The organism is Pantoea sp. X-Soil-TKNS-1211 (genome assembly GCF_059730495.1).
This window is the reverse complement of sequence record NZ_AP035955.1, coordinates 12845-36109: the sequence shown is the minus strand read 5'-3', so window position 1 is coordinate 36109 and position 23265 is coordinate 12845. Positions and strand designations below refer to the sequence as shown.

The following is a 23265-nucleotide window of genomic DNA, read 5'->3' as shown; positions in this document are numbered from 1 at the left end:
ATCACTTTATTTTACAGGAATACATTATGGACTTCACCACTCTATCTGGCACCAGCAATACGGCGATAAACTTCACTGGCCGCACTACGGCAGAAAGCGGAAACAATAGTTTTCCGGTAAGTACTGTAACTAACGCAGCAACTCAATTAAGTTCACTTGAGGGGAAAAGCCTTATTATCGGCATTGCATCAGGAAGCTATGCTGAGGATTTAAAATGTGCTCAACACATTGATCAGCAGAGCGTATATTCTTCACTTAACCATGGGGAAATAACACATCCGATTACCGTTGCATATCCCATATCTGAAGCGCAACTTAAGGAATTAAATCTGACCATTGCTGATTTCATAAACAAAAACAACTATGATATTTCAGCGGCAATCGAGTACCAGCGTTGTGGAAATAATTTGCATATAACTTTGCGCATCCGGACAGAACCTGGCGTTCCCTTACGCCCCAACATACCAAAGACATTCCAGCAACGTCTGGACATGGCAATCAGCATCATAACTTACTTGCAAACGTTAGCCGGAAAATATAACAACATCACTTCATTAAACATTTTTACACTCAGCCTTAGCTCATTCAGATGCACAACCGAGGGTAAAAACCCACATTTATCACTTAAAGGGTTGCTTGAGATAGAATTGGAACGATACCAGCCTGTACCATTAGTAAATAAAAAAATGGCCATACCTTACATGTTGAGTGAACTTTTCGAAAAAATGCCAGAATTAACTAATTATCCGAAGTTGAATTCTATACTCGACATTAACGATAACACGAAAAGTCTCGATGAATATCTTAAAGTCTTGCATGAGGTCAACGCCAAATTGTGAAGGATATAATCATTGTAAAATAATCGCTGAGATCCTCGGTAGCGGCAGCTGCCAAATTATGCCAGCCTGGCCGTGTTGCCAGGCTGCACGCAGCGGTAACATCTCCTGATACGCTTTGTGCTCAACCGCAATTTAATGCTGTCGACTTCTCTGCTATACATAAGGTGCCCCCCTCGAGAGTGCGTGCCTATGAAAAAAACAGTCCTGATTGCGGATGATCACCCGGTTTACCTGCTGGGGCTACGGACGTTGCTGCACACCCGTCACGACCTGTATGAGATCGTCCATGAAGCCACCAACGCTGATCAACTGATGGCACAGCTGGCGCAGCAACCCGTGGACATTATCATCACCGATCTCAGTATGCCTGGCGAGAAAACCCCCGATGGCCTGGCGATGGTGCAAAACCTGACGCGTCGCTATCCGCACAGCATGGTGGTGGTGATCACCATGATCAGCAACCCGGAGCTGCTGGCCTCCCTGCGCCGTCATGGCGTGCATGCGGTGCTGAGTAAAAATAGCCTGTCGACGGAACTGATCAAAACCCTGCGCCGCCCGCGCCAGCAGCAGAGCGACATCAGCAAACCGGAAGCCCACCTGACCCAGCGGGAAATTGAAGTGTTGCGCCTGCTGCTGCGCGGGATGACGGTCAACCAAATTGGCGAGCAACTCAACCGCACCAAACAAACTATCAGCACGCAAAAAAACAGTGCCATGCGCAAGCTCGGGGCCACCAACGATTATGAACTTTTTCAGTGCGCACAAAGCCTGGGGCTGGGCAGCTAACCTCGTTTTCCTGCTGTTGCTATTGTGCGCGTCGAGCGCTCAGGCCGCACCGCTGCGTATTGGCCTCCTGCCTGAGGCCGCACCTTTTGACGCCATTCTGGCCGATGAAGCCAACATCTTATTTGCCGCGCCACAACTGATCCGCCTGAATAGCCGCGAAGACGCGCTGAATGCGCTGAATCTCAGGCAGATCGATCTACTGATCGCCGCCGACCCACCCTCTCCGTCATTGGCAGCGAGCGATCCGTTGCTGGTCTTTCCGCTCAATGTGCTGGCAGCCACTCGTACTGGTACAGGGAGCACGCTACGCTTCCCGGTGATCCCCACGCTGCCCGATAGCCAGCCCGGTGATGCCAGCCTGCATGAGAATATTCGCCGCCTGGTGCGGGGTGAGGCCCAACGGCTGATCGCCCCTGCTTTCCTGCTTAATCGCTACCTGTCGCATGCTCCCAATACCGACCTGGTGCTGACCAGCGACAGCAAGCTGCCGCCACTGCATTTTTACGCCTGGGCGCTGCCGTCACGGCATAACCTGATGGCCGAGGTAAACCAGCGTATTGCCACACTCAATCAGGCAGATGCCGATCAACTGGAGAAAAAATGGCTGCTTCCCACCGGCAGTGTCTTCAGCGCGCGTTATCCACCCAACGCGGAACTGGCCCCACCCATCGCGGTGCAGGTGGTGGTGCCCGATGCACCGCCTCCGTGGGTGCAAATCAATGAGATGGGTGAGGTACGCGGCGTCTGGTTTAACCTGCTGACGGCGATGTTTCCTGACAGCCGTTTCAGCCTGACCTTTGCTTTGCAAACGCCCGTTCAGGGTAGTTCTGAAGCCCCGATTAATCTGCAAATCATTGCCGCAGAGACTCCGCCAGACCCACTGGCGGTGCCGTTTGACGCGCTTAACTGGGGGATTGTCAGCACGCCGACGAGTCAGTTATCTGGTTCACTCGCGGCGTTAAAAGATAAACGCATTGCGGTGCTGCGCTATTCACCCTTGCTGATCCAACTGCAAAACCGTCTTCCTGCCGATAACCTGGTGATTGTGGATACGCTGGAGCAAGGGTTGACCCTGTTGCATGCCGGCGGGGCGGAAGGCCTGGCGGGAGAGATCTTCAGTCTCAGCTACGTGTTAAAGCAACAAAATGAATCACAGCTGCGGCTGACCCCGTTGGATCTGCCCGAAACGCCGTTGTGGTTTAACATCAGCGCCGCCGATAACGCAGACACCCAGCGGGTACGCCAGGTGCTGGCGTCCGTGAGCCAGACCGAAGTCGACAACAGCCGCGCCAGAAGCCTGGCCGCGTTGCAGAATACCCGTCTGACCGGCAATAATCTGTGGCTGATTGCACTGGGTATCGTCGCGCTGTGCGCGGTGCTGCTGGCGCTGGTGGCGTTTAGTCTGGCGCAGACGCAGCGTCGACAGCGGGAACGCGATACCGTGGCGTTGCATAATGCCCTGACATTGTGGCAAACCCTGATGAACAACGCCCCCGTTCCGCTGTTTGTCTGCGATCCCGCCGGGAATCTGACGCGCTTTAATGCTGCCTTCCGCGCTACCCCCTTTTTACCCTCGACATTAGAGGAAGGCGTCACACTGGCCGACTTGCCGCTGGGGGCGATCGCTCAGCAACTGGCGCTGCCGCAGCGCCTCACCTTGCTGAATTCGCCGCTCCCCATCACCGGCGAAACCACGCTGGAGGATGGCATCACCACCCTGTTCTGGTGGCTGTGCAGCTTCAGCGACAACCGTGGTCGACCACAAGGTATGGTGGGCGGCTGGGTGAATATCAGCGAGAAAGCCGCCCTGACTCAGGCATTGAATCATGCGCTGTCACAGGCGAAGCACGCCAGTGATGAAAAATCCGCGTTTCTGGCCCGGATGAGTCACGATATCCGCACCCCGCTCAACGCGGTGCTTGGGCTGCTGGAACTGGAGCGCGATAACAATCACAACCTGGAAATTGCCTGGCAGTCCGCCGTCACGCTGCGCGACTTGATTGGCGATATTCTTGATCTCTCGCGCATCGAAGCGGGGGAATTACAGCTGGATCTCGCGCCGCATAACTTGCATCAGGCGCTAAGCGTCAGTAGCGAAATTTTTGCCCGCAGTGCCCAGGCAAAAGGGCTGACGTGGCACAGTGAACTGGCGTTGCCGCAAGACCATCATTATCTGTTTGATAAAACCCGTCTGAGCCAGATCGTCGCTAACCTGCTCAGCAACGCCATCAAATACACCCGAGAAGGTAACGTGAGTTTTATCGCGCACGCCGTGGCGGGTGAGCTGATTCTCACCGTGCGCGATAGCGGTATCGGGATGACGGCGGAAGCACAGGACCATCTGGGGCAGGCGTGGTTTCAGGTCGATCACGCCACACCGCAAAGCAGCGGCCTCGGGCTGGCGATTTGTCATCAACTGGTGAGATTGATGGCGGGCACACTGCACCTGACCAGTCAGGAAGGGGAAGGCACCGAGGTTGTCGTTCGTTTGCCACTGGAAAGGACGCAACAGCAGCCTGTCGACACCCCCGTCATTGCTGCCCCGTTGTCGCGTCAGCATGTGCTGGTGGTGGATGATTTCCCCCCAAATCTGACGGTGCTGCGTCTGCAACTGGAGAAACTGGGCATGCAGGCCAGCTGCTGCGGCAGCGCAGAAGAAGCGCTGGATTTTCTCGCCCGACAACCTGTCGATATCCTGATTACCGACTGCCAGATGCCACAGATGGATGGTTATGAACTGGTACAAACCCTGCTGATCCGTGACCTGCTGGGACAGGGTGCCGCCCCAACAGTGATACTGGGCTGTACCGCGAATGCCTTGCCGCGTGAAGAGGAACGGGCGCGTCATGCTGGCATGGATGACCTGCTCCGCAAACCCCTGACTGCCACGCGTTTACAACAGTCGCTGGCGCAACATAACCCGGAAATGCGGCAAGCCCCCGATCTTGAGGCGTTACATGCGCTGGCCAATCATCAGCCGGAGGTGATTGAACAGATGCGGCAGCAGATGCATGACGCCATCCGTGCTGACCTGGCCTTGTTGACCGGGACGTCCCCTGCCCCGGAGGAGCTGAGCCGCATCGCCCATCGGCTAAAAGCGTCCTGGAGCTTGTTGGGGATGCCTGCGGCGCTGCGCGCCTGTCTGGTGCTGGAATCGCTGCCGGAAGCGCTCGACAGTGAACGGGTGGCGCAGACAGATATTCATATTTTAGTGAGGAATTTTTCAGAAGTGATGCAGCAAAGTCTCTCGCAGCTGGATGCGGCGCTAAAATCAAACCCCGACTGATCTTAGCCCCTATTTTTCATTATCTGTTATTGTGCTACTGTGTAACTACAACGTAGTTACGAGGTATTTATGACTCAGGTTACTTTAAATTTGCGAATCGACGCCGAACTTAAAGCTGATTTTCTTGCGGCCGCGAAAGCGATGGACCGTAACGGCTCCCAGCTTATCCGAGACTTTATGCGCGAGATTGTCCAGCGCCAGCATGAGGCATGGTTCCGCACCCAAGTGCAAGCCGGGATTGATCAGGCAGACCGTGGAGATGTGCTTGATAATGACTCCGTGGAAGCCGCCGCCTGGCGCGCACAAGCGAGAAACAAGCTGGCAGGTAGCTAATGGAATTATTCTGGACGAAGTTAGCCAGTCAGGACAGGCAAAAGATTCGGGAATATATTGCAGAAAAAAACCTTCGGGCAGCCATTGGACTTCACGCTGCACAGAAATGGCCCTGAGCATAGCACCCGGCAATGCCTTTATCGTAGGGGCGCGATAAATCGCGCCCTGTGCATGATTGTTCGGTTAAAGTCTATTGTGCCTCCGCCAAACCTCTTCCCGGCAATGTCTGACACGCCGCTCCCCCTGCCGGTGGTGCCACCTGCGGATATTGGTCATCCGGGGTGATATACACCCGACTGGTGGCGACAAAACCGTCGCTGAAGGTCGCTTCAATATAGCTGGCTTCCCAGCCGGTGCTGGGTGTGTGTAGCCTGATATCGATCCTTTTATCCTCTTTCACTGTGGGTACTGATGATAAGTAGCGAATGCCACAGGCGTAGCGGAAATCACGGGCGGTCAGATTGGTGGCGGTCCAGCGCACAATCTTCACGGGCTTTTCAGAGAAAAATACCGAAAGCGTATTATCACGCAGAAGGCTGGCGATTTGTGGCGGCTTTTGCTGCCGTTGCAGGCGATTGACGAAGGCGATAATCGATTGTTCGGTAAAATTCTTGATGCCGTAGTGGTCGGTATTCGGGGCGACCCGTAACACCTTGCTGCCGGGCAGTTCATCAAAGTAAAAACGCGCGTTATCGGGCGCATAGAAATCATCCCCGCTGGCATTAATAATGTATTTAGGGATGTGCAGGCGGGCATGATAAGCGGATTTGAGATAGCGCAGCGGATCCTCGATCTGAACCAGCTTATCGAACGATGGCGTGTCGATTAATTTATCTATTCCCTGCTGATAATAGGGATAAAACGCAATCGGCCAGTTACCACCGTAGCTGCGGTACATATGCTTCAGCCCGTTACGCGTATCCAGTAAATCAAAGGCAAACGGGATAATCGCTTCCACATCGGGGTCGGCGATAGCCGTCAGCCAGCTGATCCACCCGCGTTTGGATGCGCCGGTGACGATAAATTTATCGATGCCTGCTGCTGCCAGCTCATGTTTGGCCAGCCGCATAGCCTGAGAAACCGAGGCGGCCATCGGGATATGCAGTGGCATTAATTTTCGCTGCTCAGGATCCTGCATAAACAGCGCCCAACTGCGCGCGACGCTGTCGTCTTCTTTCAGAGATTTATCAGTATTCTGATAGCTGAGATATTGATTTGGCACGTTACTGACTGAGATCACGATCGTCTGCGTGGCGCGTGCAATGTTGGCTAATATCTGCTCGCTAAAATCCGTCGGCCTGCTTAACGGCTGGGTCGCATCGCCATGGTTGGTGCCGTTGTTTACCACCACCAGCGCCCGTCGCGATAGTGGTTTTTCCGGGGTGAAAATATCCACATCATGTTGCCATTTGGCAGGGCTAACCAGATTATCCGGCGACCAGGATTGGGAGGTCATGCGGTAGCGGGTGATGTCAAGTTGCGACAACGATTCGTGGCCGGTTTTGACGTATTCCAGCGGGGATTGTTGTAGCTGCTGCTGATAATCCGCCAGGACGGCGGAGTAATCACAGCTACGGCTATCAAGGCAGTGACGATTATCCGCGTCGGCTGCTGCCAGACCGCCACTAAACATGATTATGATCATCAGAAAAATCGTGCTTTTGACTTTCATTTTTTCATCCTTAAATTAAAAGTTTTTTGCAGATTTAAATTGTGGTTGAACAATAACACTTGCGAGTTAATTTATTTCAACTCTTCAATATCATTCGGGTCAAATCATCCAATAGCGCTGAAGGTTTGAAATGTTTACTACATGAATTAATGATTTTTTCGACTCTAACGTCGTCCTCTTGATTTGTTATCATTGCACGAATTTCATTTTGGGCATGAGACGCACAAACGTCAATGCCAATTTTGATATCTTCTAATTTTTCAACTAATTTTTCGAAAACACCAAGATTGCATCTTTCGTCATACTGAAACAAACAGAAGGCCTTATATTGGTTGTCATCCGGTAGCCTATCAATACGACCGATAAGGCCGATTAATAACTTTTCGCGAAATTCAGCACTAAACGTATCGCAGCTTTTAATTGCATGATATGTGAGGGTGAAATCATCAAGATTTTCCGACGCAGTAAAATTGTCGTTGATAAGGCGATTTACTATTTCCAACAAGCTATGCGAAATAAGGTGTAGCGTATGATTTAAGTATTGTTCAGATCCTATACCGCTCTGAGGGAATAACGATTTGGGTAGTACCTGTTTGTTTTCAACCATATAGACATGCTGGCTAATTAATGGATGATTTGAATCTTCGGTTTCTCCAATAACAGGGGGTGATGTCACATTATAGCTGCTGTTAAGAGGAATATCCGTCACATTATTCTCCTTTGGGATCATTTAGCAAGCAGATGCTTGAACAACGGGTGTAGACTTATCATTTTACATACTGATATTTCGTGTTATCAGACTCTCTATCGACGTCATCGATACTGGCATGATAATTTCGCTAGACGTCTATTTCATTCCCCATCGGTGGTATGCCCTCCAGAAATTGCATAAATTGGTTCAGCAAAGACTCATGCTGTTTTTTCAGAACAGTCAAATGAGATCGGATATTTTGCCCCAGCAAACCAACTCGACCAGAAAAATTATAAATATCAATGGATTCAACTTGACCTTCATAATATTCTATTTGTTTAGTTAATGACTCTCTTTTTTGGATGAAATTGTGCGCTTTGTTTTTCCCACTGGAATTCAATTGTGTCATCGCATCTACTTCATTGTACGTCATGGTTAAAGCACTATGTCTGAACATACCGAAAGAATATTTGTAATCAAAGCGAAAACCGCAAGCAGGCTCATGATTTGAACATTTTTTTAAAGTGGGATTTGCATTCTCCATGCAACCACTTATAAAGGTGACATTATAATCGCAAAAATCTTTTCTCAGTTTTTCAAGCATGTCCTTACTTGTATTATTTAGCCACCTGTTATCCGAGATTTTTTTACGTATAACGGCATCCAGTTGTTTACAATATGGGTTGACAGAAACATCAATATCTTGATAGCGATAAGCTCTGAGATTAACACGAACCTCCAGGGTGATATAATTAATATCAAACCCCTGGCTGGACATATACTTAAGCGTTTCAGTATCGTCCCTAAGGTTATCCTTACATTCTTTCAGTGCCTGTTTGAATTTTCTCGTCAGCCCGGCGAAGTTCTCCTTTCCTTCACTACCAAACTTAAAGTGCTTACGCATGCATTCTTTATCACCATTTAATGCCATCGCGAAGGTATTTCCCCGAGGATTATTACGAATGAGTGTCTGAATATCATCACTGCCATTCATATTGTTCAACTGAGATTGTGTCGGAAACCATTTCTTGCTGGTTTTTTTAATTTTATTCTCAAGAGACGCTATATTTTTCAGCAAAAACGTTGGGCCAAACTTATTTCTTTCTTTGTTGATCATACACCGACCTGCCACGATTTCTAAAACCTGAAGCTTAGCTTTGTTACTCAGCCTAAAAGGAGCTGTATTGGAATACAGCTGAAAAGTTTTTTGGCGATTGGCAATCAAATTAACAAAATCAATGATTTGTTTGTCATCCGCAAATGATTTGATGTGCTTATCTATCAGTGTCGATATATGGTTAGTGCCGAGACTATAACTACTTGCTATTCGCATCATTCCCTCCGTAGATTATTTATTCCATCATTCTCACGGTCATTCACGCCGTCTGAATAAACTATGTTAGCGCTTTAGTGCAATGCATCCTCTGAGTTAAGTCCAATATCACAATTTTGTCACCCTGAATGGCAGAAAATACAGGTTTATCCACCAGCTGCTATTCTTCCCTTCCTCATTACTTACAAGGAACCAGGGAATGGTTAATCTGGACCCCGTTAATCCGCCACAGAATCTGCCGCTGTCCTTCAGCCTGCGAGAAAACATCCACCAGTTGGTAGAGATGGTGATGGCGATAAGAAATCTGCCGCTCCCACTGCTGAGTAACGCCATAAGCGCCACGGTGCCGGGAGTCACTCGCGGTTTTGCCTTCATCAATCAGCAATGGGGGAAGTTTGCCAGCTTGCTACACCACCCGCCGTGCTTTGACGATGTTCTTAACGTCGCTGACGCGGACAAACTGTGGGGGGATGAAACACACAAAGAGTTGTTGGGATTGTTATATGTCGTTGACTGTGACCGGACCAGCCAAACCACGCCGCAGGCGCTGGGGGAATTATTTCGCACGCTGCTTAGCGGCTTCGTTGCCGAACCGCTGCCGATCAATCGTCAAGTCTGCCAGAAATTATCGCTTGCCCTGAGGCCATACATAAAAAAATCAGGCATCCCCGCCGAGGTGTTGGCACGCCGTATTGAGCAGTATCTGCTACACCGTTATTTATTGTGCTTTCCCGAGGTACAGACCTTTATCAACCTGCCGATGGTGCTCAGTTTGTGCAAAAGCTACCTGCCGCTGCCACCGCTGCTGCAACAACTGTTAACCAGCGACCCCCTGACCCTGATCTACTCCATACTGACCATGGAGTATGTGACGCCAGCATCACCGCCTATCCAGTCACTGGCGATCTGGAATCAGACCCGGTACGACAACTGGCACTGTCGTCCACCGGTATCCTTTCTGGCCGGATACACCGCCCAGACCCTCAACACCGAGGCGCAATGTCTGCCCGGCAGCGACTTACCGCGCAATCATTGTTATTCCTTCGTCCGACCGCTTCACCACTCTGAAGTCCCCCAGTGTCTCACCAACCAGACGCATACCGGCTTGCCCTATGGCACACAAGTTAATGCTTTTACCGCCACGGACAGCAGCGGCAATGTGCATTCTGTCATTCAGGTGGAGGTCGGTCACGCGGCGCTTCGCGTGCGTGATATCTCTACCGTTGCAAGATCGCAACTGCTGCATCTGACGCCATCCAATACCCTCGGCGATGGAATCGGCCAGATTGTTGCAACACCCGCCACACACAACGCACTGGCGCAGCGACACAGCCCTGACACGCATGTCGGCAACGTTGCCAACGCTGCTACTGACCTCTGGCAAAAATTCGTGACCCTGCTGGATGTTAATTTTCCACCCGGAGTACAAGGTGAAGAGATTCAACAGCTTTATGCCCAACATCAAGGGCAGATTTTTGTCTCGCCACGCCCTACTCCTGCTATGAACACCGGTATTCCCCTGGTGGAAAACTTTATTCCGCGCATGCAACGCAAATTCAATCTGCTGCCGCGCGTCGAAGGACTCAAGGTCTGGGTGATGTTTAAGTACGAGGATGGCAGTCAGGGTGAACAACAGCAGCTACTGACTAACGCACTGACGGATTTTCGCGATCAAGAATTTGCCGTTGTCTACCCGTTGGCGTGGTATCGCCACCACCCGGCGGCGATCGCCGAGTTTGAAAAATATCGCGGACATAATTATACCCACGCGGATCGGTTAGCGGTTCGTTTGCAAAATGCAGACTTCCAGCGCCTGAAACGCAAAGATCTCTGGCCCACGCGCTGGGAGGTACATGCCGCAGACTTTGTCTTAGCATTGACGGCGACCTTTAAGTTCAGCGAAAAGTTGGTCGCGAAGGTGCGGTTTATTGATGCCGATGATGAACGGACCATGACATTGGTAAAAGTCATCACTACCCTCCCGGATATCATTGAGATGATTAAATGGCCGGCTGAAATACCGGTTGCCGCTACGGATCTGCTGGAACGTTACCGGCGAACGACCAGCGTGGTGATGCGCAAAAATCTGCTGCTGGAAATTGCCCTGAATAAACCCGCCGTTGAGCAGGGTTTCCCGCCATTTCACCTGCGCGAGGTGGTTGATGAACTGCGCAGCCTGACGCAGTCGGATGCGCTGGCAGACCTTGATATGGCGGCGATGGCCGCCGTATGGGTTGATGACCAGCTTAACGATCATTACGATGCATCTGAACAACGCAACGGATTACTGATTCCGTCATCCAGACGGCTCACCGCTGCCAGCCGGGTGATGGCGCGGATTTTTTACCGCTCCGGTGCCGATGGCACGGAAACCCTGGTTAACACCCAGCGGATATCACTGGCACGGCTGGCTTATGGCGAATTGCAAACGCAGTACGACATGAATAATCACCGCGTTGAAGTCACTGTTCCACCGGCCTTAAAGACTGCATTTTCCCTGGATAATCCCTTCCCAGCCCCCGGTTTCGCTATTACCGGTCAGATTTATGTGAAGATGTCAGGCAATACCCAGCGTTGCAGGGCAAGCGAAACTTGCTATAACGCCATTGCCGAAATGCAACGCCGGTTGATCCACTATCGCCTTGCCCGTCATTTGGCGGTCCTCAACCAACGCCAGCCGAAAAGCGGCAGCGACCACATTGAACAACAGCAACTGACGGATCTGCTTCAGCTTGCGGATTCACGTCCTTTACTTCATTTAGTGAAATTCGACGGGCAACCGCTGGCGACTTTTTTTGCGCTACGCGGTGCAGGCCACTGGCTGTTATTTAGCACTGAATATGATGGGGTCATCACGCTGCATGAAAATCAACAGACGCATTTGACCAAAAATGAGGCAAACCAGATCTATCGGGCGCTGCCGTTGCAATACTCTATGCAGCACGTCAACAATAAGGCCCAACTCAATATTATCCTGGCGACCGGCGCTGACGCACAAGGCAGATTGGGACTGTATGATTTTGTTCTTCCCACCCGCGAGCCGTTGCATCACCAGCTAACCGATGCAATATTTACCCATAACTTCGCCGATATCGAGGCGCTGTTTCGTACCCCAGCAGATATATGGGCAACCTTTGCCCGAAGCTTCCCGAACGACACCTTCACCGGCATGACGACTGTGCTGGAACACTTCGCCATGAAATCTCTCAGTTCCGTTGCCCGGACACTGACCGCCATCACCGAACTGGTCAACAACGACCCGCAGTGGGGGATGGCTTATTCGCTGGCAAAACTGACGGAGGAACCGCAATCACGCCTGGCACTCGACGTCGTCACGGGCACCGGATTTGACTTTACTGGCTTCGCAACCAGGCGCTACGACTTGATACCATGGGTTGACAATCTGCTCAGCCGGGGCCGCGCACTGCAACAGTCCATCGCGGACATGCAGGCGAAAAAGCAAACGTCAAAAATACTCGCCGCGCTGGAGGAGGGAAAATTGCAGGCGGAATTACCCGCTGGCCAGCTGCGCGTGCCGTTCGCCAATCCGTGGCTTAAATTGCACTATGCCCGATACAACAACCACATCGTCAATCGAGAAAGCGTGCCAAACATCCTGGCAACCGGGCGCAGGCACGCGCGCGAATTGCTAAGAGGCGCGATCAAAACGTTATCAGCTAAGCAGTTCAGGCCGCTGGTTAAGCGCCTGATGCAGTTGTTTTTTGCCAAAAATGATCATGTCTTTATTCAGGAATTTATCAGGCAACTGCGGCAAATGAAGCGCGATCTGAACCGGTTGAATGTGCGAACACAGATTGATCTGGATGATGACGAACAAGCGATAATGGCGGTAGACATGGTTAATTATCAGCGCTTCCGCCAGAATTATATCGCGATTGAAAATGGTGCGTCAGAGGTTGAACGCTTTAGCGAGACGATTTTCAACGTCGCCACCCACACGCTGCTGGCTGACCTGAATAACTGTGCTGGCCATGTGATTGATTGCGCAGCGATGAGGTTCATCGACCTGTTTAATCAAGGGGTGAAGAAAACATTAAACTATGCGGTAGCCAGTGGCGTTCCCGGGCGTAAGGGTGTACGAGACTTTAGTGCGCTCACCGATCTCAATGAACCGGATTATATCGTGCCAGTCGCCTTTCGCGGGCAGGACGCGCAGTTTCTGGCCGAAAACCGGCGCGGTCAGGTAAATGGGCAAACCACCGGCAGCCGTAATACCGATTCCCATAGTTGGGTGATCTATTTTCTGGCGTCAATGGCCGATAATGGTCTGGTTGAGGAAGCGATAAGTAAGCTGGAAGGATCGCGGCAGACGCCGCCGGAATGATAACACCATCCGTAGCGGCGGGATTTATCCCGCAGTTTTTTCCGGCACCGGGCGCGGAATTGCGCGATAAATCGCGCCGCTACGCGTCGTATGACTATTTTGACAGCCACGCTTCCATATGATCGATTTCAGCGGTTTGTGCTTTGATCACATCTTCTGCCAGTTCGCGCATCACCGGGTCTTTACCGTATTTCAGTTCGGTTTCGGCCATGGCAATCGCGCCTTTATGATGCTCTATCATACCTTTGGCAAACGCACGGTCGGCATCCGCTTCTTTCAATCCCTGCATCATCCCTTCATGCATCCCCTGCATGCCTTGCATATATTCTTGCGAAGCCGCTGAGGTCGACGTTTCCGCGCTCATATCATGTGTATGCGCCAACACCCACGCCGGGGCGGTAAATAATAATGCTGTTAAACAAAGATGAATTTTTTTCATAGAAAAACTTCCTGGAGATTTAAGTATAACGTGAGTGACAATTACTTTCTGGAATGGTTTCACGAAAACACGGAATAAAGTTTGATCCAGCGCAAAAAATGAACATGCGAAATTCAACGAGAGAAGATTCTTATATTAGACTTCACGCCATCCCGGTCGCTCATAGAATTATGAAGTTGCGTGAGGAGAATAATAATAAAAATGAAGGCGCTGATGTTTTACTGATATCAGTTGCTCAACTACACCTGCGAACCGGTAAAGTAGTCCAACCGGAACATAAAACGAAGAAATAACATCATGTCGAGTATAACGGGTCCTAATGCAACACCTATTGCCGCGCAAACACATTCAAATACAAATACTTTTTCAGAAGTCACCATTCCCATTAGTAACGTCGGGAACGTCAATGAAACGATTCGATCGAGAACTTCCACCTCACTGGAAAACATCAAAAACAAGTTAACATCCGGCTTAAAACGCATCAAAGGATTTATAAAAAATCACACAATCAATATCTCTCAAATTGGCCCACAAATTACCATCACCTGTCCGTGGAACGGTAAATCCTTCAATTTAAAAATGACACCTACCGCCGTATGTACCTTTGATCAATTTTTGTGCTACTTTTGTCATTGTGAGACTGGCAAACGAATCTATTCAATTGAAGATATTGCTGATATATATATCCTTTGGCTTTACCATTGTGGTTTCGGCGCTAAATGTGATGAGGGTATAAGCTGCTTCCCCGTATTCGAGACGCTGGGTCATATCGAAATAACCAAGCGCTACGGACAATTTCAGCTTGGCCCATTAAAGGTAGGTATTCAGGGGCTTGCTGGCTTCGAATGGGGAACAACCGTCACGTCAACCAGCACAGAAATTAAAAATATCGTTGAAAACCTTCCCAACCCCTCAACTGGTTTTAGCGTGGTGAGGGAATTGTATATCAAACATATTAAAAACCATTTTTTCCCGACCAATGACGGGGTGATAAATCAGCTGATGCCTGGATTTCCAGTGCCAGCGGCAGATGGATCTGACAATGTCGATATTTTAACTACCGTGATTAAGCCGTGGATCGCGCAAGCAATCTATACCATAGCGGAAAAAGGTACACGTTCGACCAACCCGAATGAAACCATTTGGTTTAACTTTATCATCGGCCCAGCAGAAATAAATTCTGAGATCGGCTTTGACTGGAATGGATTTCTTAAACCATCAATACAAGTCACTAACTACTTTCGAAGTAAAGCCACCTTCATCATGAGGGCAGGTGAATTCATATTACCCTCTAAAATGGATGATTTTATTAATAAACTCATTGAAAGCATAGGGTATCAAAAATTACACAAAGCACTCAATGAATTAAAATGGATGAGCAAAGAAAAAGCGGTTGGTAAAGAAGAGGTTTTGACAAGTATTGATATCTTATTCAATAAGATACATGACAGACTAGAGAAGTATATTTTCAATCAATCTGAGTATTTCCTTCCTGCACTTGCCTTAGCGAGTCATTGTCGTTTCGTTGTTAAAGATAAAGAAAATAATTTCTCATATGGTTATGACCAACATGGTGAACTTATCGATGCGAAGGACCTGGGAAATGACACCCATACAACTTATGTTCTGGGTGGGGATAATACATTTTCGATAGCAGGAAAAAGCGTTGACCTTAAAAATAGCGTTCCACAAATACCCTATAATGATAATTATACACTCTTGTCATATATTCATGATAATGAGAACCATCGCCGTGCATTAGCGGATCAAATCATGCAAACTTTACATACGGATTTCTTTTTGTGATATTGCAGGCCAGGCCGGTTCATCACCGGCCTGGCCTCCCTCAGTTATTTACATCCTGCATGCATATTATCCGCGCCCTGTGGACGCCAGACATCCCATCTGCCGCTGTTCGTCGGGATATCACCGCGCGTCCACCAGCCGCTGACCCACACTTTGCCGTTATAACTCACCCTATCGCACAAGATATAGGTTTTGCTGGCACTCCACGCCGCCACACCGCTGACTGGCTGCTCTTTCGCCGGTACCACGATAGTCTGGTTTAGGGTGCGTGATTGCGTACCGGCCTTCACCACCACCGACACACTGAGGTTTTGTATCTGCGCCTGCTTGCTGAGGGTGAAGCTCTGCTGCGCTTTACCGCTGCTGCTACCCTGCGGCACTGTCCAGGTAAATGACGGCGTACTGGTGGACGCCGTGCCTGACGTCACCACCCCGTGATAGGTCATGGTGTCGCCATTGTCATTAGGAGTGATACTTAGCACGGCACCCGTGATAAACGCAGCATCCTGATTTACCACGGGTTGCTCCTCAACCGTCACGGTGATCAAACTGGACACCTTCCGCTCATACTTATCCCACACGGTCAGTCGATACGTCACTTCACCGCTTTTATCTTTCGGGATCAGCGCGCGGGCTTTGGCGCTATTAACGGTCCACCACCATTCTCCGCCATTCTCTTTTTGCAGAAAGAAATCACCGCCACCTTTTGCTATATCCCATTGGTATTTGACGGCATTCTTGCTGGCGCTGCCATCCAGCGCATATGCGCGTGAGGCATCAGAGGTGGCTTTCACGGTAAAATTAGCACCCGCTACCGCGAGCGGCGCCTGATCCTGCGTCTGTGAATAGTCATATTTGATGTCTTCGTCGCGGTTTTCCCAAATCGGATCTTTCATCAGCGGCAACGCCAGCTGGTCCAGCGTCTGACGCGTCGCCGCATCGGCCGGTAATCCCCACTGATCATAGAACGGCACCAGGTTATAACCGGCTAACTTGCTGGTCTCCAGAATAAAGCGCTGGATTTTCTCGCCATGCGTGTCAGGGAACGCGGTCATATCACGATAAATCCGTCCCAGCTTCGCGTAGAAATCCTTGCCGAAGGTCAGGTCGAGCTGCCACAGCATCGCCACTTTTACAAATGGGTCCTGCGTATGGTAATTACGTTCGGCTTGTTTTAAGTAGGTGAACGCTTTATACCAATCTCCTGCCACCTCCAGCCGCGAACGAGCACCCAGCTCACGTTGGACATACAGTGACGTCAGGTTCACGCTGACCTCGCCCATGCCATCCCATTCCTGACCCTCTATCTGAAATTGATGCCCGAGTTCGTGCCACGGTCCCCAGCCGTTCTGCGCCATGCCAGGTCCGTGAACTACCGTACGAATCGCGCTGTCAGTGCAGGTCTGTAAGCGCCAGACCCCGGAGTTTAACGCGCCATAGCAGTTATCGTTATTCACTACGCCTGCCGGTGGAAGGCCATCGACAAAGTGGAAGCGATGGGAAATACGGCGATGCTTGCTGGCAGGGTCGCTTTCCGTGATGCCGTACTGGTCTTCCGTCCAGGTGACAATTTTGTCCCAGGTAGCCAACATCTCGCTGACATCCGCCGCCGTGATTGATTTCACGGCCTCACTGCGACGCAGGGTGATCATCATCCGGTCACTCAGCAATTCGACATAAGGCGAAGCCTGCATTTCGGCATCGGCCAGCATGCGGTTCCAGTCATCTGGGGTATTTTGCTTCAGAATGAAGCGTGGAAAGGGTTGTCCGCCCTGAATATCCACTTTTATATCGCCCGGAACCGCTTCAGTGTAATGGGCAATATACAAGATACCATCCCGGTCGGCTTGTACCATATTATTTCCAGCCAGCAGACGGTGACGTATCGCGTGGGTATATTTATACGTACGGTCATGAGGGACGCTGATAAACGCTTCCAGATAAGGGGCCGAGACATTTGCTGGCAGGGTGACGGTGATGTTTAGCACATCGCCTTTTTTCACCCAATAACCGGTGGACTGCAACGGCGTCTGGTCATAGACACGCTGCTGGCTGATGCGCAGGCCATGTGGCGTGCCGGGTTGATCCAGAATAAACTGCCGCGCCGGAATAATACCGTCATTAGTCGCCTGACGGGTTGAAGCCGAGACCGCGATATTTTCGGCTACGGCCGGGGAAGATGCACCAAGGTGCAACGGGGCAACAATACTGCTGATGGCCAGGGCCAAACATCCATATTTAAAATGTTTCATACTCTTCTCTAAATGTTACAAATAATTTCGCAATCATTTAAGAGGAAGAAACGTGACGGAGACATCAGATACCAGGTGGGTGAGATAGAGGATTTTCTCTGCCGGGGCGAGAAAAGACTCTTGCACCATAGAAGTGAACCGCCCCTGACGGAGCGGCCACCGGGCTTACTTGCCTGCTGCGTTGATGATCACGGAAATCGAGTTACCGGAAATATTCCAGCCGCCGTTCCCTAATGACACCATTGCACCAGATACAACGATGACAATACAGATGTACCGTTTCATTGTGCGGTCCTTGCGCAGACCGCTTCACGCTGACACCGCCGGAGATGCAACCGTGAATACAAGCACTTGGTTGCGCTTGCGTTGACGGCCGTTGGACATCCTCCCCTGAATCCGACGCCCGTTGCTACACGGCGGGAAGGCCCGCCAGTAATGTACACTAATCACGCCTAATCAGAAACTTGACTCTGCCCGTAAAGCAGCTCAATATATTAAGGCTTGGTTGCGCTTGCGTTACGTTAGTAACGAAGTCCTGCTGGAACGGCCGCTAACCTGACCAGCGCAAACAAACCGTCAAATAATTGGCGGTTTTTTTGTTTCTGCATCCAGTCAGAATGAGGGCATTGGCCTGCCCGCGAGCCGTGCCTTGAGGCTGTGCGGCGCAATCCCCTCAAAGACCGTATCCGAAAAATTGGCGATCAGCACTGAACCGTCACTGAAGGTGGTCTGCTGCACCCACCCTGCGTGATCGAGCCAGCGGAAATCCACCAACGCCTTATCCCACAGCACCCGATGTACCAATTGAAACTGCGCATCCGCCTTGATGATCTCTGGAAGGCGGGCGCGCAAAGTGGCACGGCTGACATTAAACAGCGGCGGCGTGTTATACAGCTGACTTAGCAAATCACGCGTCTGCGTCACTTCAGGAAATTTCAGGTTGTCCAGCGTCCAGTGATGGGTATTGATCACCGCATCATGAAACACCGCCTGATACAACGGCAGACGGTAACGCGGATCAAATATCACTGTACGATAGAGCGGCTTGAGTTGTGAGGCGCGGAAAAATGTCGCTGGTTCGGCATCCGGCCACCACGCACCGAGGTAATAAGGCGAGGCTTTGTTATGTCGCATCTCTTTATCTTGCCAGCCAAATCCCCAGCTTTCCGCACCGTGGGCAAACATCAGGTAACGCGCGGTCACCGCACTGCCATCTTCGGAACCTAAAGGTAATCTGATCTGCTCAGTAAACCAGGCCATCCGCGTATTTCGTGCCGCCGCCATCTGCGCCGCGCCGGTCGGATGCGCGGGTTGATAGTCATCATCCACCATGCCGGTGCCATCCACATCCAGAAACAGGCTGTTTAATCCGGCGAGTTGCATGAGTTCCCGCATCCTTTGTTGCGAGTACGGCAGCACACAGCCCGGATTCATATAATATCCCTCGCCGCCAAAACCAGGCTTTTTACTGCCATCGGCACGCACAATGGCACAACGCTCGCGTAACTCGGCCGGCAACTGGGCGGTAATCCAGCTGTCGTTGCGGCCTGGCGGCACTGCGGTGTCGTAGGAATCGTAACTGGCGACCAGATAACCGGCGGCTTTGGCACGCGTGACGGCCTCAGGGTGGAGAAACGCCGCCGTCCAGGTATCGGTGCCCAACCATAAACGGGATAAACCTGCACGGTGCAAACTGTCGACCACCGTTTCAGATAATCCCGGCCCCCACAAATGGGGCTTGATCAGATAAGCGCCGAGTTGATGTTGCGCCAACTGCCGCACCCTGGTCGCCTGTTGTTGTTGCGCCCGGAGATAATGCGTATCGTCGGGGGTCGCGTGCAGCGGGACCTGGGCGACCAGCGCCTGATTGAGCGCGGCGATCAGACCCGGTTTCTGCCAATTTTGCGGGTGTACCTGTTGCAGGGTTTTCTGTGCCTCCGCGCCCATATTACGCTTGAACGCCGCACCGGCAGGCGATTTCAGGAAGGACACCAATCCTGCCCAATCTTTGACATCTTCTGCTGCCAGCAGCTGACTTCCCCACAGGTAAAGAAACGTCGCGCCAATCAGTTTGCGGCCTTCCGGTTCTACCGCTATCTTCTCACGCAAGGAGCTGAATTGGCCGCTTTGTTTCAGCCAGCTGCGATAGCGCAGCGCACCGGATAACGGTGAATCCCCGACATGCAGCAACACCTCAAACGGCTGCTGCTGATTGAACCGATTAAACTCATGCTGGCTGTGCACCCGCATCTGGCTGGCATGCTGGTTAAAAGTGATGCGATTGTGGAAGGGGGTGAGCAGCAGCCAACTGTAGACTTTATCCTGTTGCTGGCTCCACAGCGGCAGTTTCAGGTCGTAATTGGTATCAATCGAATCCTGTTCCTGCGTCAGATAAGCCTGCCATTGCGGGTTATCAAGCGGAATGCGGCTGCCCTCGCCCAACGGCAACAGCAGCACCCTGGCTTGTGCTGGCAAACTAAACCAGTTCAGCGCTTGAGGTTGCTCGCTGCGGAATGTCAGCCGCAAATCGGCACCCTGTGCCTCAGCGCTGATTTGCAGTCGCCGCGCCGGCCAGTACCAGCTGGCTTTGCTGGGCGTGGTTTGCAATGCCGCAACTTGCTGCTCAACCTGTGGTGCGTTGACCAACGTCCCGCCAACCTGAATTTGCAGGGTGGCGGGATCGATAATAAAGCTATCCTCACCTTGCTGTAAGCGTATGGCAGCAACGGAGAAGGTGCTAATTAACAGCAGCGTAGCGAGTAAAAACTTATTCATGCACAGGCACTCACGAAAGCGATATTGAGCGCTGAGTGTAGGGGAAAAATCAGACAGCAATCCTGATTTTCATGGCAATAATCAGATTATTAATTCTGAGTTTACATTATCATTCAGGATGTTGCGGGTCGGGTCTGTAATCGTTTTGCTACAGGAGTCGTTAACATGTTTGTGCACAACAAAAGCCAGTCAGAACCCCTATTACCAATGTCGGAAGCGTCAACACCCTCATCTTTACTTTCCCGGACGTTAACCCACGCAATAAATTCAGGGCCCACATCTTTTTTGAGCAGCATCCCTTCGCTGAACTATTATCGCGTAAACCAGTGTGTCAATAAAATTCAACAGAAAATAACCAACAATGCATCCGGTGGAAGCCTGCTGAACACAATTCTGACTACCATTGCGCAATACCCCACATTCACCCTGAGCAAGGTGTTGACACAAGAACTGGTGACAAGCACGAAACCACACTTCACTGTTTGGTAACCGCAGTGGCATCCTGCTACTTCGCCTTTTTAACAACGGATGAGACAATAAGATTATTATTCAACAACATCATCCTGCCACTAAGAAAATACCAGGTAAACAAGCAGGATTTCTTTAGTCAGAACATGTGCTCTTCTTTATTTCTACGTTTAACGCTCGAAAGAGATAAAATGGATACATTAAGTTTCTTTCACGAAATTAAGGCATTAGAAGTAACATTCAGCAATGCCAGGTTAGTGAATCTGCATTGCGGAGATAAAGTGCAGCAGCCGACACAAGTAAAACCCAACCCATATCGTGAAAGTGCGAATAAAGATGCGCTGGTATGCACTACCCTTTGGCGGGAAATTTTCCATACTCAGCCAGCACAATGGCAACAACCCGATCATTTGGTGTTTATTGTTGATATCATGCGAGCGCTAGCTGAACATAACAAAAAGCAAATAGAGGAGATTAAATCAAAACCTGATAACATCTTGACTCATAACTTTAAAAACGAAATGATGGATATAAGAAATAGCATCAGGCAAGATATCGCCAAGTGTATCACCGAAGTTTACAGAAAAATTTTCTTGATCGTTAAACAAGATGATTTCTATCAATACATTGAGGCTACATTTTTATTCAGGGACAGAACAAACCACGAGAGATGTATTGAACGTATAAACCCCGATTATCTCGAACAGTTTTCTATCCCGACTGCGACTTCGCAACTTCCATCTGGCACTGTCAACGCCATCAGACAACTGGAAGCGCTTTTAGATACCCACATGGCAAAAGATTATGGTGATTTTGAGGAGAATAGAAATGTCAGAGATTGAAAGTTTTGCTTTCATTAGCTCCTCCGCACCGGACAATGCGGCTTCTGGTCCCTGCCAATTTGAAATAACAAGCAATATAACTCAGATCTACAATACGACAAATAAACTTGATAACAAACCAAAATCTAGTTTTACAAACAATTTACTAAATCTAATAACAAGATCCCCAGAAAAAAAAGCCAGAGACAGCCTGCGAAAAGAGATCGATACAATCCTTTCCCGACAAGAAACGAATGATGGTAATAGCAGAGTACCAGCAAGACATCTGCTCCATTGCATTCTGACTGGCATAAAAAATTACCAGCTCAACCCCATCAGCATTCTCACAAAAAAAGATATTGATAAAAATATAAAAGTTATAGAGGAACTTTTTCTGATTGCTGCTGGCAAGTCTTTATTCTATTTCACTTCAAAGGAAGAAGCTGAATTTTTATTTCACAACATCATTGCACCCTTATATGTTAAATTAAACGAAAGTAGCCGGGACGGCTTCACCGCCAAAATATTTCAACTTTGTTTAAATCTGTCAAATAAGAGTGATGAAAATCAATCCATCATCGATTATCTTCGCCTCTTAACCTTATACACTGTAAAATTCAATAAATTGATTGAACACAGGAGTGACGACAGTCGGGAAGTCGCTGATATTACCGCCACCACAAAATCGCAAAAATGTCTGGATGTCGACGAAAATCTTTGTGAAAAGATGCGGATTGAGGCGTGCGAAATGTCCCTGTCACGGCATAAATCAAACGACTTTATCATCCTTGCATTGCAAAGAATGCGTATTTTCCTTTCTCATATCCATAAAGAAATCACCAGAAAACAGCAGTCCGTAGATGCATTACCCGCTTCTGAAAGAAAGAGAACATACATCAAACTATTGGACACAACATTACACACTTTAGCACTAACTTATAAAAAAATTGTCAACTATACGATAGAATCAAACCGTCTATTATTAAGCGAAAAAGCACCGACTTCTGATCATAATATCATGAATATGGTGTATGCAACCTTTGTGAAGGAATACCACCTGACAGGCTGGCAAGATTATGAGAAAGTGCTGACAATCCCTAAGCTCACCGACGAAAAGGTGGGGCTTCTTTTTAACGCATTCAAAATAGCAGAAGTCCCACCGCAGACGAAACTGGAACTTAAAAAATTGAATGAGACAGTGGCGGATATATTCAGTGCAAGTTGAATTACTCCCATCGACAAACAATTTACTCAGCTAAAGGTTCCAATATCGCTCCTGTATTTTTTACTGTGATCTAACACGAATATTTTCCACTTAGGGCTATTTCGTACAAACAAAACCGACATCTTCAGCAGTGATAAACATCGCTCTTTCCATACCTCGATAAGATGCGTTAATCTCCCATCTCGACAATGCCA

At 49.7% G+C, this 23265-nt stretch carries 14 protein-coding genes and 1 pseudogene; 9 read left to right on the top strand and 6 right to left on the bottom strand.

What is annotated here, in order from left to right; all coding sequences use genetic code 11:
- The first annotated feature begins 26 nt into the window (after nt 1-26).
- The 5 genes and pseudogenes from AC6I8W_RS23570 to AC6I8W_RS23550 all read left to right on the top strand — a co-directional run.
- A complete protein-coding gene (locus tag AC6I8W_RS23570; protein ID WP_497838950.1) occupies nt 27-839 on the top strand; it encodes a hypothetical protein in 813 nt (270 codons plus the stop codon).
- A gap of 189 nt (nt 840-1028) precedes the next feature.
- Nucleotides 1029-1625: a response regulator gene (locus tag AC6I8W_RS23565; RefSeq protein ID WP_497838949.1), complete on the top strand. Its 597-nt coding sequence runs from the start codon at nt 1029-1031 to the stop codon at nt 1623-1625.
- Complete coding sequence (locus AC6I8W_RS23560; protein WP_497838948.1) at nt 1582-4911, top strand: ATP-binding protein; 3330 nt, start codon at nt 1582-1584, stop codon at nt 4909-4911. The genes AC6I8W_RS23565 and AC6I8W_RS23560 overlap by 44 nt, the downstream gene beginning before the upstream one ends.
- A gap of 69 nt (nt 4912-4980) precedes the next feature.
- Complete coding sequence (locus AC6I8W_RS23555) at nt 4981-5244, top strand: CopG family ribbon-helix-helix protein (RefSeq protein ID WP_497838947.1); 264 nt, start codon at nt 4981-4983, stop codon at nt 5242-5244.
- Nucleotides 5244-5336 (top strand): annotated as a pseudogene (locus tag AC6I8W_RS23550) (type II toxin-antitoxin system RelE/ParE family toxin); the annotation flags it as partial. The gene AC6I8W_RS23555 and the pseudogene AC6I8W_RS23550, both read left to right, overlap by 1 nt.
- Nucleotides 5337-5434: 98 nt before the next feature.
- Here AC6I8W_RS23550 and AC6I8W_RS23545 read toward each other — a convergent pair.
- From AC6I8W_RS23545 to AC6I8W_RS23535, 3 genes are all read right to left on the bottom strand, one after another.
- The gene (locus tag AC6I8W_RS23545; protein WP_497838946.1) at nt 5435-6916 is read right to left on the bottom strand and encodes a PhoPQ-activated pathogenicity-related family protein; all 1482 of its coding nucleotides are present in this window, start codon (nt 6914-6916) and stop codon (nt 5435-5437) included.
- Between the two features lie 76 nt (nt 6917-6992).
- Nucleotides 6993-7625 carry a hypothetical protein gene (locus AC6I8W_RS23540; RefSeq protein ID WP_497838945.1) on the bottom strand — a complete coding sequence of 211 codons (633 nt, stop codon included), beginning with the start codon at nt 7623-7625 and terminating at the stop codon, nt 6993-6995.
- Nucleotides 7626-7755: 130 nt separating this feature from the next.
- Nucleotides 7756-8943 carry a hypothetical protein gene (locus AC6I8W_RS23535; protein ID WP_497838944.1) on the bottom strand — a complete coding sequence of 396 codons (1188 nt, stop codon included), beginning with the start codon at nt 8941-8943 and terminating at the stop codon, nt 7756-7758.
- Between the two features lie 196 nt (nt 8944-9139).
- On the opposite strand from AC6I8W_RS23535, the gene AC6I8W_RS23530 reads away from it, so the two are divergent.
- Nucleotides 9140-13285, top strand: coding sequence for a hypothetical protein (locus tag AC6I8W_RS23530; RefSeq protein WP_497838943.1), 4146 nt, complete (start codon nt 9140-9142; stop codon nt 13283-13285).
- 94 nt (nt 13286-13379) lie between these two features.
- Here the strand turns inward: AC6I8W_RS23530 and copM are convergent, their stop codons facing one another.
- The gene (gene copM, locus AC6I8W_RS23525; protein ID WP_497838942.1) at nt 13380-13724 is read right to left on the bottom strand and encodes a CopM family metallochaperone; all 345 of its coding nucleotides are present in this window, start codon (nt 13722-13724) and stop codon (nt 13380-13382) included.
- Nucleotides 13725-14021: 297 nt separating this feature from the next.
- Between copM and AC6I8W_RS23520 the strand changes: the two genes are divergently transcribed.
- Complete coding sequence (locus AC6I8W_RS23520; RefSeq protein ID WP_497838941.1) at nt 14022-15530, top strand: hypothetical protein; 1509 nt, start codon at nt 14022-14024, stop codon at nt 15528-15530.
- Nucleotides 15531-15574: 44 nt separating this feature from the next.
- On the opposite strand, the gene AC6I8W_RS23515 is transcribed toward AC6I8W_RS23520, so the two are convergent.
- Complete coding sequence (locus AC6I8W_RS23515) at nt 15575-17782, bottom strand: M60 family metallopeptidase (protein WP_497838940.1); 2208 nt, start codon at nt 17780-17782, stop codon at nt 15575-15577.
- Nucleotides 17783-18394: 612 nt separating this feature from the next.
- Nucleotides 18395-20557 carry a glycoside hydrolase gene (locus AC6I8W_RS23510; RefSeq protein WP_497838939.1) on the bottom strand — a complete coding sequence of 721 codons (2163 nt, stop codon included), beginning with the start codon at nt 20555-20557 and terminating at the stop codon, nt 18395-18397.
- A 659-nt stretch (nt 20558-21216) separates the two neighbouring features.
- Between AC6I8W_RS23510 and AC6I8W_RS23505 the strand changes: the two genes are divergently transcribed.
- Nucleotides 21217-21867 (top strand): hypothetical protein, encoded by a 651-nt coding sequence (locus AC6I8W_RS23505; RefSeq protein ID WP_497838938.1) that lies wholly within the window; start codon nt 21217-21219, stop codon nt 21865-21867.
- Entirely contained in the window at nt 21854-23071 is a 1218-nt protein-coding gene (locus AC6I8W_RS23500; protein ID WP_497838937.1) for a hypothetical protein, read from the top strand. Before AC6I8W_RS23505 ends, AC6I8W_RS23500 begins: the two co-directional genes overlap by 14 nt.
- Nucleotides 23072-23265 lie beyond the last annotated feature (194 nt).